This is a genomic window from Bacteroidota bacterium (assembly GCA_016706255.1).
Classification (GTDB): domain Bacteria; phylum Bacteroidota; class Bacteroidia; order Chitinophagales; family BACL12; genus UBA7236.
Genome location: JADJJZ010000003.1, coordinates 38,900 through 53,625 on the forward strand (window position 1 = coordinate 38,900; position 14,726 = coordinate 53,625).

Below are 14,726 nucleotides of genomic sequence, written 5' to 3' on the forward strand. Positions count from 1 at the left end.
GTTAAAAATTGGTAAAATTCGAGATAAAAATGTGGCGTGTTTTGGGAGATTTTTTGGGTAAAATTTAAGGAAAAAAGCTTGTTTTTGCTGCAATTTGCGCGTCTGCAATTTTGGCAGAGTCTCTAAAACCTGTTAGGTTTAAACCTGGAAGGTTTAAACCTAACAGGTTGAAATTCTTAACCGCTTACATCCCCAAAACCCTCAAAAAGTAAAAGGTAGCTCAAAATTCCACCTTCAATCTGCAGCCTGAAAAAATGTCATGCAATAAAAAAGTGAAAACCCAATTTCAACAAGCAATTTTTAACCCGCTAAAACGCATTAATAAATCATTATTTTTTTGGTATAAACGCCACTTATATTCCGAAATTCAAAAAAGTAGATGCCATTTGGCAATTGCGTGGTATTAAATGTATAAGTTTGGTTAGACTGAATTTCTTTATTAATAATAACCGCACCCTGGGCATTGATTAAAGTTGCACTAATTGTTTGTTGTTGATCAGATAAAAATTCCATTTGAATATTTGCATTTGTCGCATCATAAAAACAATTTAATGTATTATTTTCATTTTGCTCGTGAATATTTATTGTTCCGCAGTCTAATAATACATCCAGATTGGTTATTTCACCGCTGGATAAATTTACATCATTTATAGTCTTGGTTGCGCAACCTTCTTTTGATACAATAACTTCGTAACTTCCGGGTAAATAATATCCTGTTTTATACGCACCGATAATATTGGAACTGTCAATTACATCTGTTCCCACCAATTCAATTTTTGCGTTAATTATATTTGCAAAAGAAATATCATCCATAATATTCCCTTCAAGATAACAAGCGCGCTGATAATTTGGTTGCAAAACAATTAATCCTTGTTGTATATCTGAAACAATTATTGTCCCTGAATTAAAATAGGGGAATATGCCCCAGGCTCCTTCCAGTGCGCCATCCGGGCCAAATGGTGATGTATCGTAATGTGCTACTTCCACTAAGTTTTCAGGCCGGTGAGCATCGTGTATGGTTGCGCCTTCGCTGTAATGTGCAGTTACTAAATATCCGTTGTTGTAATAGGTATTGTGTGCAATAGTTGAATCTTTGGCTCCGTGTTTTATTTGATCTACAAGTTTCATATCGGTGATGTCGGTTACATCAAAAGCAGAAATAAAACCAGTCCAGATTTCATCTGTAGTAAATAAATATTTTCCATCATCACTTACCCAACAATTATGTGTTGCACTCGCAGATGTTGTTTGAATTCCGATTAAATCGATTGCACTTTTATCACTCACATCAAAAACATAAACACCGCCTGAATAAATACACGCAGCCCAAAGGGTGTCGTTGCGCACAAATCCGTCATGAATATACTGTGCGGTAATTTCATTTACATATACAGGTAATTCAGGGTCACTATTTAAATCAACAATATAAGCACCTTCAGATGAGCCTGTTAAAACATTATACCCAAATATATAACCATAACCACTTTCATCAATAAACAGTGTATGCGCAGTATTTAAAGGATGGTCAATAGTTCCTTTAAATGAAACCGTATCAATTGCATCAGGCAAATTGGTTAAGTCAATAATCATTAATCCGCCTCCACCCTCAGTTGTTACATAAGCATGATTATCCCAGGTTTTTATTTCGCGCCAGGTGCTTTGCGGACCCGGAACAAAAAATAATTGATTTGGTGTTAAAGGATTGGTGATGTCAACTATTGAAGTGCCATAACTTGTTCCAACCAATGCATATTCTTTTCCATCCGGACTGTTGTAACCCCAGCATCCGCTCATTTGAATTGTATCGGGATAAATAAATTCACTTGCAAACGACAGGTTATATTGAGCAGAAGCCGAACAGTAACAAACTATTGTATAAAAAATGGTAAAAATTATTTTCATTGATGCGGTTTAATATCAGATGTAAATTTATTTATCAATTTTGTACTTACTGTAATGTTAGTGTAAAAACCCAACTATGAACGACCTGATAAACGAAAATGTAAGTGCTTATATCGAAAAGTACACCACCGCTGAGGATGAACATCTTGCAGCCCTAAACCGGGAAACCCACCTGAAAGCAATGATGCCAAGGATGTTAAGCGGACATGTGCAGGGTAAGTTTTTAGAATTAATTTCAAAAATGATTCAACCGAAATGGATTCTGGAAATAGGCACTTTTACTGGTTATAGCGCAATTTGTTTGGCGAAAGGACTTGCTCCTGATGGGAAATTAGTAACTATCGATATTAATGAGGAATTGACGCCTTTGGTAAAAAAATACATTGCAGCAGAAAAAATGGAAACACAAATTGAAGTAATTACCGGAAATGCCATCAAAATAATTCCCGATTTGCCTTATCAGTTTGATTTAGTTTTTATTGATGCCGATAAAAACAATTATTGTAACTACTTTGATTTAGTTATTGAAAAAGTTCGCCCCGGAGGGTGGATTTTAGCAGATAATGTGCTTTGGAGCGGTGCTGTTGCTGAAGCTAAACATGATAAAGATACTGCTGCAATTCATGCATTTAATGAACTCATACATAAGGATACCAGAGTTGAACAGGTAATCGTTTCTATTCGAGATGGCATAACTATTGCCCGAAAAAATGGATAGATAACATATTTTGTGGATAATATACCTGATATTCAGGGCGTTAGGAAGGGTAATTTTGAGATTGACATGAGGTGCCTGCTCAAAACAAGTATGAAAAGTTTAAGTATTACATTTCTGATGGTCATTTTTTCGGCTACCTTGCTGGCGGGGCAACCCAACCAGAAGGTGTTGGATTATATCGACCAGTATAAAGAAATTGCCGTTCGGGAAATGATTACGTATAAAATTCCGGCCAGTATTACGATGGCCCAGGGTATTTTAGAAAGTGGAGCCGGACAAAGTGAGCTGGCATTAAAATCGAATAATCATTTTGGGATAAAATGTCATACCGACTGGAAAGGTGAAAAAGTATATTATGACGATGATGCTAAAGATGAGTGCTTTAGAAAATATGAACATGTTGAAGAATCTTATCGTGATCACAGCGAATTTTTAGTGAATAAAACGCGTTATGCTGCTTTGTTTGAATTAGATATCACCGATTACAAAGGATGGGCGAAAGGATTAAAGTCTGCCGGATATGCTACCAATCCGAAATATGCAGATTTACTGATTAATTTAATTGAAGATTATAATTTGCAGGAATTAGATAAAATGACTGCAGCCGATATAAAAAAATCGGATAAAAAAGACGATAAGAAAAAACACGATCCTGTTGTAAAGGAAGATGTTAAAACGGATACAAAACCCAAAAAAGTTAGCTGGGGTGGATATAATGAAGAGGTTTATTATCACAACAGAATTCCAACAGTTACCATTCAATCCGGAGATTCACCTGAATCACTTGCCGAAAAACATCATATTAAATTAAAATTACTTAAAGATTATAATGATATAGAAAATGGTGGTGATTTGCAGCCCGGAACAAAATTTTATCTGCAGCCAAAACGCAAAAAAGGTGATACCAAATACCATGTTGTAAAACAAGGTGAAACCATGTGGTCTATTTCAAGAGATGAAGGCGTTCGTTTATCGCAATTATATAAATTTAATCAAATCCACGAAGGGCAGGAACCTGCAGTTGGGGAAGAAGTGAACTTGCGTTCAAAAAGAAAAGACGACTTAAAACTTGCAACAAAAACAACAACAAAACCAAAAACTGAAGTTAACCAAAAAGAAGATAAGCCGAAACAAGAAAAATCAAATTCGGAACCTGTAGAAAAAACGGAATTTAAGGATAAAAATGATGATGCTTTTATTGATTTTGAGGAAGAAATAATTGCTCCGGAAGTTGAAGAAAAACAGCCGTCGACAAAACCGGAAGACCCTGTTTCTACCGGAGTAAAAACAACTGAACCCGTAACATCAGTTGCAATTTATCATACCGTAGCTGCACAGGAAACGTTGTATGCCATATCAAAAAAATACCAGGTAACAGTTGCGCAAATCCAAAAGTGGAATAATTTACCTGATACAAATATTAAAATTGGCCAGCAATTAATTGTGGGTTATAAATAATTCCATTGCAAATAAACAATAAAATATTTAAGCCTTATCTGGATGCCTCGGTTATTCAAAAAAGAATAACGGAAATGGCAAAAGAAATAACTGCTGAATTTCATGATAAAAATCCTGTGTTTATAATTGTGTTAACGGGGGCATTTGCATTTGGCGCAGAATTAATCAGGCAATTTCAGGGTAAATGTACTGTTCGGTTTACAAGAATTAAATCGTACACCGGTACTGTCGCCGGCGAAATTGAGGTGTTCACCGGCTTTGATATCGACCTGAAAGATAGACATATCATTTTTTTGGAAGATATAATTGATACAGGAAAAACCGTATTTCACTTAACACGTGAAGCAGAAAAATTAAAACCTGCAAGTATTACTGTTGCAACACTTCTACAAAAACATATTCTTCGCCCTAATCTGATAAAAGGCGATTATGTTGGTTTTGAAATTCCCGATGTGTTTGTTGTTGGATATGGATTAGACTACGATGAAGAAGGAAGAAACTGGAATGGTGTTTATCAGTTAGATGATAAGTGATATATTTTTCAGGTATTGCCTTTTAATTATTGATTTACCAATTTTTTCAAAATACGTTTTGGAAAACTTATTTCTGTATGGTATTCAATCAATTAAATTTAGGCTTGCTCACTTCTTTAAGATAAAATTCCCGCTTAAATCGTTAATAGCATGTGTGCGTTTCATGTTTTTACTGTAAGCATAAACGTCAACACCAATCTTTAACAATACAAATAAACACATGTAAGCTATACTGCCGATATTTTTTACATCCGGAAACAATTTTTCGCCGGCAAACATTGAAGCAAATGTTCCCAAAACAATTACGACATGAATTACAACTACACGACTATCGAATATATTACCTAAATCGCGTAAGCTTGTTGTTTTATATTCCTTATCTCTGATCCATAACACATATTCAGCTAGGTGCGTAAAGAAAAATCCTAAAAAACTCAATAACACCCATGGGTCTAAAAAGAGTAATGCATTTGCAAAAGCGATTGGGTCTTCTTCAATTGCGGTTAAAATACCTATGAATATGATAATAAATAATAAATAAAAGCCGAGCATCAACAATCGAATTATTCCGTAACTCAATCGCATATAAATTTTGCTATTCACCTGCTGATAAGTTAACGTTTTGCCATTAACTGTAAAACCCGGATCGGGTTCGCTTTTAAGCTCAGCCTTTCCCATTTTAACAAACTGAAAAATACTGATAATTACCGTTTCCCACCAATACAAATAGAATAGGGCGAAAAAGGATACATTAAAATAAAGTACACCAATAAGCGGAAGAATATTAATACAGATAATTACCGGAACAATTGGAAAACTCCTTGTGCGTGGTGATGGTGATTGCATGGAAATTATTTAGCTTTTATTCCTCTCAAATAAGCAAGACCATCATCGCTTAGTTTCTTAGTTTGCATTGATGCAGCGTATTGATAGGCTACATGTGCACAATCATCGCTTAAGTTAAATTCCATGGCAACAGAATTTTTCGGGCCAGCTCCAACTTCATCATCCATAAAATAAATAATTTGCCCGTCGTAACCACATTTTAATAATGGAATATCTTCATCGGTAATATAGGAAGTAAATTTCTTAATATCTTTTTTATCAGTTATATCTACAAAAGTATCGGGTAGTGAATCGTTGTAAAAAACAACCTGAATTTTTTTGGTGCTTTTAATTAACTCAGATATTTCAGTTACTTTTTCGCAACGCAAAAACATTACGGTAAAAAATAGTAAAATAGCGCCAACTAGAAACTTGAATATATTCATAGTAAACTAAAGGTAATAATTGTTTAATAAAAGTATCAATTCGTTTTGACTGTTCAGATATATAGTATTTCTTTTCTGAATACTTTGTAATACCCCTTTTCGATACCGGTTTTCGCCACAAGGTCAACTTTATGGTTTAACAATTTTTCTAATTCATCGGTTAGGTCAATTATTTCGATTCCGATTGGTTTTTTAAAATCAACAATGATATCGATCTCGCTTCCGGGCATAAAATCGTCTTTCACTATCGCCCCAAACAGTCCGATACTGCTCAAACTGTATTTTGATGACAGGTAGGGTTTGTTTTTAGTGAGTGTTTCTTTTATTTCCTCGAGTACGTTCATGTAACAAAGGTAACCCTATTTGGGCTTATTTGGGCAAAAACCATATTCCTGCGGTTTAGTGAAATAAATACGGCGTAACCCGCTATCTTTGCACCTTCAATTTATTCTTTTCATGATCAATTTAATACTATTCGGCCCTCCGGGAAGCGGCAAGGGCACTCAGGCTGAACGACTCAAAGAACATTTTAATCTTCTTCATATATCAACGGGTGACCTGTTGCGGGCAGAAATTGCCAACGGGACTCAATTGGGATTGGAAGCAAAAAAATTTATGGACGCAGGCAATCTAGTACCTGATGCAGTGGTTATTGGCATGTTGGGTGGTGCAGTTGAAGAGGCGAAAACCAAAGGAAAGCAGGGTATTATTTTCGATGGTTTTCCAAGAACAACGGCTCAGGCGGAAGCTTTAGATAACATGCTGATGGAAAAAGGCACCTCCGTGAGTTGTGTATTGAGTCTGGTTGTAGATGAAGAAGAACTAACCCAAAGAATACTAAAAAGAGGCCTTACCAGCGGCCGTTCCGACGATAATGATGTTGAAACCATCAGAAAACGAGTGCAGGAATATCGCACTAAAACAGAACCGGTTGCAGGGTATTATAACAATCAGGATTTGCTAATCGAGATTGCAGGTGTAGGCACCATTGAACACATTTTTAACGCATTAATGCAGGCAGTTAATAATGTGGCTTCAAATCATAGCGACAACTAAATAATTGTTGCTACAAAGGCATTGAGGAGAAAAGTTTATGGAAAAACAGAATTTTGTTGACTACGTTAAAATCCACTGCAAAAGCGGTAAGGGAGGCGCGGGAAGTGTGCATTTCCACAGAGATAAGCACACGATGAAAGGCGGTCCTGACGGCGGTGACGGTGGTAGAGGCGGGCACGTTATTCTGCGCGGCAATGCTCAGTTGTGGACCTTGCTCCATTTGAAATACCGCAAACATGTGATTGCTGAAAACGGCCATTATGGAACTGAACGCTTGCGAAGTGGTTCTGAAGGGGAAGATGTGATTCTGGAAGTGCCACTGGGAACAGTTGCTAAAGATTTTGAAACCGGCGAAGTTGATTTCGAAATTGTTGAAGACGGGCAAGAAGTAATTTGGGTGCCCGGAGGAAGAGGCGGATTGGGAAATAACCATTTTAAGTCACCTACAAACCAGTCGCCACGCCATGCCCAACCCGGTGAACCCGGAATAGAAGCCTGGAAGCTACTTGAGCTGAAAGTGCTTGCTGACGTTGGTTTGGTTGGATTTCCAAATGCAGGTAAATCAACATTATTATCGGTATTATCTGCCGCAAAACCCGAAATTGCCGATTATCCGTTTACTACATTAGTGCCCAACCTGGGTATTGTTGCATACCGTGATCACAAGTCGTTTATTATGGCTGATATACCCGGAATTATTGAAGGGGCCAGCGATGGTAAGGGATTAGGGATTCGGTTTCTTAAACATATTGAACGCAATTCGCTGCTTTTATTTATGGTGAGTTGTGAGGATAAGGATATTAAAACTACCTATAAAATATTACTGGATGAGCTCAAAAAATTCAACAAAGAATTGCTGAGCAAACAACGAATTTTGGCAATTACTAAAGCCGATTTAATTGATGATGAATTAGAAAAAATGCTGAAGAAGGAATTACCTAAATCAGTTCAAACGGTATTTATTTCATCACACACAAAAAAGAACCTGGATAAATTAAAAGATATGATCTGGACCGAATTAAATAAACCGGATTTAGATTAATTCAGGTAATAAATTAAGGCATGCAAAAATATTCAACTACAAGCTGGTTGCTGTTAATCGTATTAAGTTTAATATGGGGTTTTTCTTTCATATTTATGAAATACGGATTAAAAACGTTTACCTGGGATGAAGTTGCAGCCATTCGTATTTCGTTTTCATTTATAGCAACACTTCCACTCATTTTTATCCATTTCAAAAAAATAAAAAAAGCTGAAATAAAATATTATTGTATGGTCGGATTTTTTGGAAGTGGTTTACCGGCCTTTTGTTTTACATTTTCTCAAACCCATATAGAATCAGGTATTGCGGGTGTTTTAAATTCACTTACACCTGTTTTCACTTTTATTTTAGGCGTGCTGTTTTTTAGCATGCGATTCGAAAAAAATAAATTGTACGGTTTAATAGTTGCTTTAACCGGCGCAATTATTTTAGTTGTGTTTGATCGCTCAGCAAGTGGTGAAAGTAATTTAATTTATGCCTTGCCTTTATTTGCTGCAACAATGAGTTATGCCACATCAGCAAATTTGGTAAAACGATTTTTACAAAATGCTCATCCGCTCACTTTAGGTGCTGTTGGATTTTCATTTATCGGCATCCCTGCAATTATTTATTTATTCACCACCGATTTTTTAAGTCGTGCCAATATGCCTTCATTTAATGTGAGTTTAATGAGCGTAATATCATTAAGTTTTTTCGGAACCGTAATTGCATCGATTGGATACTATGCACTCATTCAAAGAACAGATGCCATTTTCGGTAGTTTGGTAACTTATTTAATTCCGATTGTGGCAATCATAATAGGATTTATCGATGGCGAAACGCTTCGTATTTATCACCTGATCGGAATGCTGTTTATACTTGTAGGTATTTACATCATAAACGCCAGGCCCAAAGCTGCAGTAGAACCTTTAGCGCCAAGTAAGGAAATCGGAGTTTAAGGCATAGCGACTACTGCGCTTATCTCTACGCGTACGTTTTTTGGTAAACCGGCAACGGCAACTGTTTCACGGGCCGGTGGATATTCAGTAAAATATTCTCCATAAACTGCATTTACATCTGCAAAATAATTCATGTCGCTTAAGAATATGGTGCATTTTACCACGTTGTTCATTTTACAACCGGCCTGTTCAATAATTGCCTTCAGGTTTTCCATAACCACGCGGGTTTCCGCTTTAATATCAGTACCTGAATATAGAGTGTTTGTTGCAGGGTCGATGGCAATTTGGCCTGAAACAAATACAAATCCACCTGCTGATATTGCTTGTGAATAAGGTCCGATTGGCGCAGGTGCCGAAGGTGTATAGATTACGTTTTTCATTACGGTTTTATTGGTTGAACAGGATGTAAAAGTAGTAACAATGCAACAAATGCATGTCAAAACCATTGGAAAGCGGTGTAGCATCATGTTATACAATTTGGAATTTCATATAAATTGTGTGTAAATTTATACCTCCTTTTTGAGAGAATTTCAAACCCGAATCATGCACCACTTTGGTATGCGACCTTTACTCATTTTTTGTATCACTGCGATTATGTCGCTGGGCTCCTTTAATAGTGCAAATGCTCAGATAACATGGACTACAGGTTATACAGCAGATGCAATAGCAGCTTACCTTGCAGGCGATGGGGTTGATATTGACAATGCAGTAATTGACTGCCACAACTTAGCCTTCGGTTTGTTTGATTGCGTAGATTGTAATGTTGGTATCGATTCAGGTGTGGTTTTAACAACAGGAAGAGTATCAAATATTGCGGGACCCAACAATGCCGGTGGAACGGGAACAGATAATGGCTGGCCCGGCGACCCTGATTTAAATGCTTACCCGGGTATCGGAACTACTCATGATGCCTGCGTTTTAGAGTTTGATGTGTATTCTCCGGGTGATAGTTTGCAATTTCAATATGTTTTTGGTTCAGAAGAATATCTGGAATATGTTGGCGGTATAAACGATGCTTTCGTATTTTGGATTAGCGGTCCGGGTTTTGCAACACCTACTAATATTGCCCTAATTCCAGGTACTGCGCTACCGGTTACAATCGACAACGTAAATAACTTAGATTTTCCGATGTATTACATCATTAACGGTGCCGGCGGCGGTCCTGTTTATGGTGTAGATCCTTACTATATTGAATACGATGGTTTTACAACTGTGCTTACTGCTGCTGCAGAGGTTTCTCCTTGTACCTGGTATCATTTGAAATTAGCCATTGGTGATGAATCCGATTTTGTGTTCGATTCAGGTGTGTTCTTAAAAGCAAAAAGTCTTGTAACAACTTATCTCGCTGATTTTACTTATCCCGGTTTTGATTTTGGAGAAGATGCTGTTTTTTGCACCACCGAACCTGACCCTGATCCAATGTTAGCGACCGGCGCAGATGCAGGTACATTTACCGCAACACCTGCCGGCCTCGATTTGGATGCCGGAACTGGAGCACTCGATTTGAGTAATTGTTTACCGGGATCTTATATACTCACTAATACATTAATTACCGGCTTCTGCGATTTAGATACTTTCGTTTATACAATGAATGTTATAATTGAAGAACCCGGCGTTGCAGGATTTTTATTCCCGGGCTCACCATATTGTTCAAACGATGCTGATCCGTCACCTATACCGGTTGCCGGAGCTACATTTGGTGTGTTTTCTGCCGCACCTGCAGGTTTAGTTTTTAATGCCGCTACAGGGGTTGTAGATTTAAGTGCTTCTACTCCCGGTACTTATACAATGACCAACACACTGGCTGCCGGAATGGTTTGTCCCGGCGCAACAGCAACAGCATCAATAACAATTTTCCCCGCATATACACAAACAGTTAATGCGGCAATTTGCACCGGAGAAGCATATGTTTTGCCTGATGGCGGAACAGTATTTACTGCAGGCACTTATGTTTCAAATTTATTAACTACAAAAGGATGTGATTCCGTAATTACAACCAACTTAACCGTAAACCCGGTATATAATTTTACACTGAATCCAAGTATTTGTTTAGGTGCTACCTACACACTTCCTGATGGAACAGGTGTTACTGCTGCCGGTACTTATGTAAATGCATTTACAACTGCGGCAGGCTGCGATTCAATTTATACGGTTAATTTATCTGTAAATCCTGTAATCACGTTAAATCCAACCATACATCTTTGTGATGGCGAAACATATACGTTACCTGATGGAACTGTTGTTGGTGTTACCGGTTTATATCCTGTTACATTAGTTACTGCTGCAGGTTGTGATTCAACAATTAATACTACCGTATTAGTGCATCCTGTTTTTGATATTGTATTTAATCCTGTTATTTGTGCAGATGCAAATTATACACTTCCTGATGGTTCTGTTGTAAATACATCAGGTGTTTATGTAAATAATTTCCTTACTACAAAAGGATGTGATTCAATTATTACAACTAACCTAACCGTAAATCCTATTTACGATTTAGTTTATAATCCTGAAATATGTATTGGTGAAACATATACACTTCCTGATGGAGCTGTTGTTGCTGCAAGTGGAGTATTTAATTACGGATTTACTACAGCCGCAGGTTGTGATTCGAATATTACTGTTAACCTGACTGTTCATCCATTACCTGTATTAAGTTGGGTTATAGATGATATTTTCTGCATGGAGCAAGGCGCAATAACAATGGAAGCTACACCTGCAGGAGGAACTTACAGTGGAACCGGAATTTCAGGAGATAATTTTGTTACTGCAACAGCAGGTGTTGGTGGTCCTTACACACTTACTTATGAATACACCGATATTTATGGTTGTTATAATAGTATTACCGCAACAACTTCGGTTGATGATAACTATGTAATTGCCTGGGGAGATACCAGTATTTATTATGGAGAAGATGCTGATTTATTCAGCGAAGCAGGTGGCGATTATACGTGGTCACCTACCGATGGCATTGCATGTGTAACCTGTCCTGAAACAAATGTAATTCCACCTTATTCAATCGATTATGTGATGACATCTGTTGATGAAAACGGATGTGTTGCTTCAGATAATGTTATGGTGAGTATTATTCCTGATCCACCTAACGATGTATTTATTCCGAATACATTTACACCAAACGGTGATAATATAAACGATATGTTTTTCGCCTTCGGATGGAATGTAACTTTAATTAATTCCATTCAGATTTTTGATCGTTGGGGTGAATTAATGTATTTCGCAGAAAATCTTAATCCGGGCGATATGAGCAAGGGGTGGGATGGTACCATAAATGGTGTAGCCGTAAATAATGGCGTATATGCATTTATTGTAGAAGTACAATTTGAAACCGGTCAGCGCATGACAAAATCGGGAAATGTTACCTTAATTCGTTAAATCAATTTTTTATTGCAGCAGACATTAATATTTTGCTCGAGATAATATTCGCGGCAAAATAGGGCATGGTTATTATTCTGCGTAACGCTGTTTTATTCCATTTTAATTTACCGGTTAATAGTTGATAGGTATTTTGTTTCCCTTGTGCTAAGCGGAAACGATAATGCACGTATCGGTGTAAACGTTTGTAGTATTCCGGCGAAAAAGTTGCTTTATACATCATTAATAATTCGTCGCTATCGTTCCAGTTTTGTTTTTCGTGTAAATCGTTTTTTACAATTTCATAAAACTTTGTTCCCGGTAAGGGGTAAGAAACAGAAATACCAATATCATGCGGCATTAAATCCAATAGCATATTAATAGTAAGGTCAATATCAGTTTTTAATTCACCTAAATAACCAAATTGCAGAAAAAAGCAGGGTTTAATTCCGTGTTGTTTCATTAATTGTGTAGCCGTTATTATTTGTGCGATGGTAGTGCCTTTATCCATTGCATCCAATATTTTTTGTGAGCCACTTTCTGCACCAATCCATATTTCATCACAGCCGGCAAGTGCTAAATATTGGATATTATCTGTATCTAACAACAAGTCGGCGCGACATTGAATTTTAAATTTAAACTTAAGATTTTTTTGTTGCACCAATTCACTGAATTGTTTAATCCACATTGGTTTTAATCCAAAAATATCATCACAAAACCAAAAATGTTCAACGCCATATTTAGTAATCAGCATTTCAATTTCCTGCACAACATTTTCGGCAGAACGGCAATTATATCTGTTCCCATAAATTGGCTTGGCACACCAGTTACATTTAAACGGACAACCTCGTGTTGTAGTCATGTTTAATGAAAAATAACCGGATTTTTGTTTCCACTTAGATTGATATTTTTTTATGTCAATTAAATGCCAGGCAGGAAATGGTAACGTATCTAAATCATGTAAAACTGCTCTTGCCGGGGTTTTTGTATAAATGCCATCTTGAATAAAGGCAAGCCCCGCAATATCAGGAATTACATGTAATTCCTTTTTTTCCAGTGCGCTGATTAACTCCTTTAAAGTAATTTCTGCTTCCCCAATTAAAATATAATCTGCACCTTGTTTTAAATATTCCTGCCAATGGTCTGTCGCATCGCTGCTTGAAACCATAACAGTGCACCCGTGTTGTTTTGCAAATTGAATCATACCAAAACAGGCATTGCGCATATTTACGAGACACATTTTAGTCAGGTAATTAAATCCATCATCATAAATTACAAATGTTTTTCCGGCGTGCTTCGTGATAATGGGAAATATTTCCTCAAAATTTTCAACAAAAATGGTATCAAACAAAGTAACTTGATGTTGTTCCTGTTCCAACACGGCAGCAGCGTATAAGGTAGCCAATGGCGGATAAGGCTGCATATTGGCATGCTGCTTAGGGTCAAGATTTAAGAAATAGGTATTACAAATCAGTATTTCTGCCATCACGACAAAATTACGGAATGTTTTTGCTCTATGGCTTTACAGGATTTATCAAATTCGGTAAGCACTTTAAATTGAAATCCCTGAGGATGGTGTTTTGATGAAGTTTCACTGGTGCGCAGGTTTACTTCAAAATGTTCACGCTCAATATTTGAATATTTTTTTGAGATGAAGAAACGCGTCAATTTAAAAGCGAATTTATCAATTATGTCACCTGCCTTACCCGCAAACAAGTATTCAAAAATATTTTTGAGACGAGATGGTTTTTCTGTTTTTGTTTCAGAAAATACAGGGCTAAAGTTTGGATAATAATTTTTAACCCAACTATTTGCTGCAATAAAACTTTGATAATAGCCGGCTCCGGTTTGATTGCGTAATGTAACTATTTCGGTTGCTGAAAAAAGATTTTTGTCCGGAATTTCATTGTGAGCAGTATCTATATAATAATTAATGCAAAAATATTTTCTTGAGTTAAGTAAAAATATTTTTTTATAAGCAGTTAACAGTAATCGGCAAAACCATATTCTGCCGGGCTTGGTGATGATGAAATAATCGATATCTGTTGTGTCGTCGAAATAGTTTTTGGATAAAGAGCCGGAAATATTTACACTGCGAACAAATGGAAATTTTTGAATAAAATTGGAACGGCTTTTAGCTTTTGATGCTATATTAAATGCAGCGAGGTTTCCTGCTTGTCGGCGCGTAATGAGCCAATACTCGTTTTGTAAAGTATAAAAGTCGCCAAACTGATAAACGATAAATTTTTCTTTTAACAAGTTTAATACATCCTCCAATTCACTGAGTTGATTGAAAGTGCAAGGTGCATATTTCTCAATTTCTGGTAGGGTTAATGGATAATTAAAAATATTGTAGTAAGCCAAAGCTTTTATCACTGCTGAAGCTTGTTCAGACAGCACCAATTGATTTTCTGCTATACGGTGGCTTATTTGCATGTC

General features: G+C 36.8%; 14 protein-coding genes. 7 read left to right on the forward strand and 7 right to left on the reverse strand.

The window, feature by feature from the left end; genetic code table 11:
* Positions 1-318: 318 nt before the first annotated feature.
* Positions 319-1,902, reverse strand: a complete 1,584-nt coding sequence (locus tag IPI65_01855) for a choice-of-anchor B family protein (protein MBK7440296.1) — start codon at positions 1,900-1,902, stop codon at positions 319-321.
* 76 nt (positions 1,903-1,978) lie between these two features.
* Here IPI65_01855 and IPI65_01860 point away from each other — a divergent pair, with 76 nt between their 5' ends.
* The 3 genes from IPI65_01860 to hpt all read left to right on the forward strand — a co-directional run bounded on the left by IPI65_01860 (position 1,979) and on the right by hpt (position 4,611).
* The gene (locus IPI65_01860) at positions 1,979-2,620 is read left to right on the forward strand and encodes an O-methyltransferase (GenBank protein ID MBK7440297.1); all 642 of its coding nucleotides are present in this window, start codon (positions 1,979-1,981) and stop codon (positions 2,618-2,620) included.
* Between the two features lie 90 nt (positions 2,621-2,710).
* Positions 2,711-4,078, forward strand: a complete 1,368-nt coding sequence (locus tag IPI65_01865; protein ID MBK7440298.1) for a LysM peptidoglycan-binding domain-containing protein — start codon at positions 2,711-2,713, stop codon at positions 4,076-4,078.
* A 5-nt stretch (positions 4,079-4,083) separates the two neighbouring features.
* Positions 4,084-4,611 (forward strand): hypoxanthine phosphoribosyltransferase, encoded by a 528-nt coding sequence (hpt, locus tag IPI65_01870; GenBank protein MBK7440299.1) that lies wholly within the window; start codon positions 4,084-4,086, stop codon positions 4,609-4,611.
* A 108-nt stretch (positions 4,612-4,719) separates the two neighbouring features.
* Here hpt and IPI65_01875 read toward each other — a convergent pair whose 3' ends face one another.
* Genes IPI65_01875 through IPI65_01885 form a run of 3 tightly spaced genes read right to left on the reverse strand, consistent with a single transcriptional unit; the run spans position 4,720 to position 6,226 of the window.
* Entirely contained in the window at positions 4,720-5,457 is a 738-nt protein-coding gene (locus tag IPI65_01875) for a hypothetical protein (protein ID MBK7440300.1), read from the reverse strand.
* Positions 5,458-5,462: 5 nt separating this feature from the next.
* Positions 5,463-5,882, reverse strand: coding sequence for a hypothetical protein (locus IPI65_01880; GenBank protein MBK7440301.1), 420 nt, complete (start codon positions 5,880-5,882; stop codon positions 5,463-5,465).
* 53 nt (positions 5,883-5,935) lie between these two features.
* On the reverse strand, positions 5,936-6,226 hold the full coding sequence (locus IPI65_01885) for a nucleotidyltransferase domain-containing protein (protein MBK7440302.1): 291 nt from the start codon (positions 6,224-6,226) through the stop codon (positions 5,936-5,938).
* Positions 6,227-6,338: 112 nt separating this feature from the next.
* Between IPI65_01885 and IPI65_01890 the strand changes: the two genes are divergently transcribed.
* The 3 genes from IPI65_01890 to IPI65_01900 are packed head-to-tail and all read left to right on the forward strand — an operon-like array spanning position 6,339 to position 8,918.
* A complete protein-coding gene (locus tag IPI65_01890) occupies positions 6,339-6,938 on the forward strand; it encodes an adenylate kinase (GenBank protein MBK7440303.1) in 600 nt (199 codons plus the stop codon).
* A gap of 37 nt (positions 6,939-6,975) precedes the next feature.
* Positions 6,976-7,980 carry a GTPase ObgE gene (gene obgE / locus IPI65_01895; protein MBK7440304.1) on the forward strand — a complete coding sequence of 335 codons (1,005 nt, stop codon included), beginning with the start codon at positions 6,976-6,978 and terminating at the stop codon, positions 7,978-7,980.
* A gap of 20 nt (positions 7,981-8,000) precedes the next feature.
* Positions 8,001-8,918 carry an EamA family transporter gene (locus tag IPI65_01900; protein MBK7440305.1) on the forward strand — a complete coding sequence of 306 codons (918 nt, stop codon included), beginning with the start codon at positions 8,001-8,003 and terminating at the stop codon, positions 8,916-8,918.
* On the opposite strand, the gene IPI65_01905 is transcribed toward IPI65_01900, so the two are convergent.
* Positions 8,915-9,298 (reverse strand): RidA family protein, encoded by a 384-nt coding sequence (locus tag IPI65_01905; GenBank protein ID MBK7440306.1) that lies wholly within the window; start codon positions 9,296-9,298, stop codon positions 8,915-8,917. The two genes, IPI65_01900 and IPI65_01905, sit on opposite strands and share 4 nt — an antisense overlap.
* A gap of 178 nt (positions 9,299-9,476) precedes the next feature.
* Here IPI65_01905 and IPI65_01910 point away from each other — a divergent pair, with 178 nt between their 5' ends.
* Positions 9,477-12,308, forward strand: a complete 2,832-nt coding sequence (locus tag IPI65_01910) for a choice-of-anchor L domain-containing protein (protein MBK7440307.1) — start codon at positions 9,477-9,479, stop codon at positions 12,306-12,308.
* A 1-nt stretch (position 12,309) separates the two neighbouring features.
* Here IPI65_01910 and IPI65_01915 read toward each other — a convergent pair whose 3' ends face one another.
* Positions 12,310-13,773, reverse strand: coding sequence for a B12-binding domain-containing radical SAM protein (locus IPI65_01915; GenBank protein ID MBK7440308.1), 1,464 nt, complete (start codon positions 13,771-13,773; stop codon positions 12,310-12,312).
* Entirely contained in the window at positions 13,773-14,723 is a 951-nt protein-coding gene (locus IPI65_01920; GenBank protein ID MBK7440309.1) for a nucleotidyltransferase domain-containing protein, read from the reverse strand. Before IPI65_01920 ends, IPI65_01915 begins: the two co-directional genes overlap by 1 nt.
* Between the last annotated feature and the right edge of the window lie 3 nt (positions 14,724-14,726).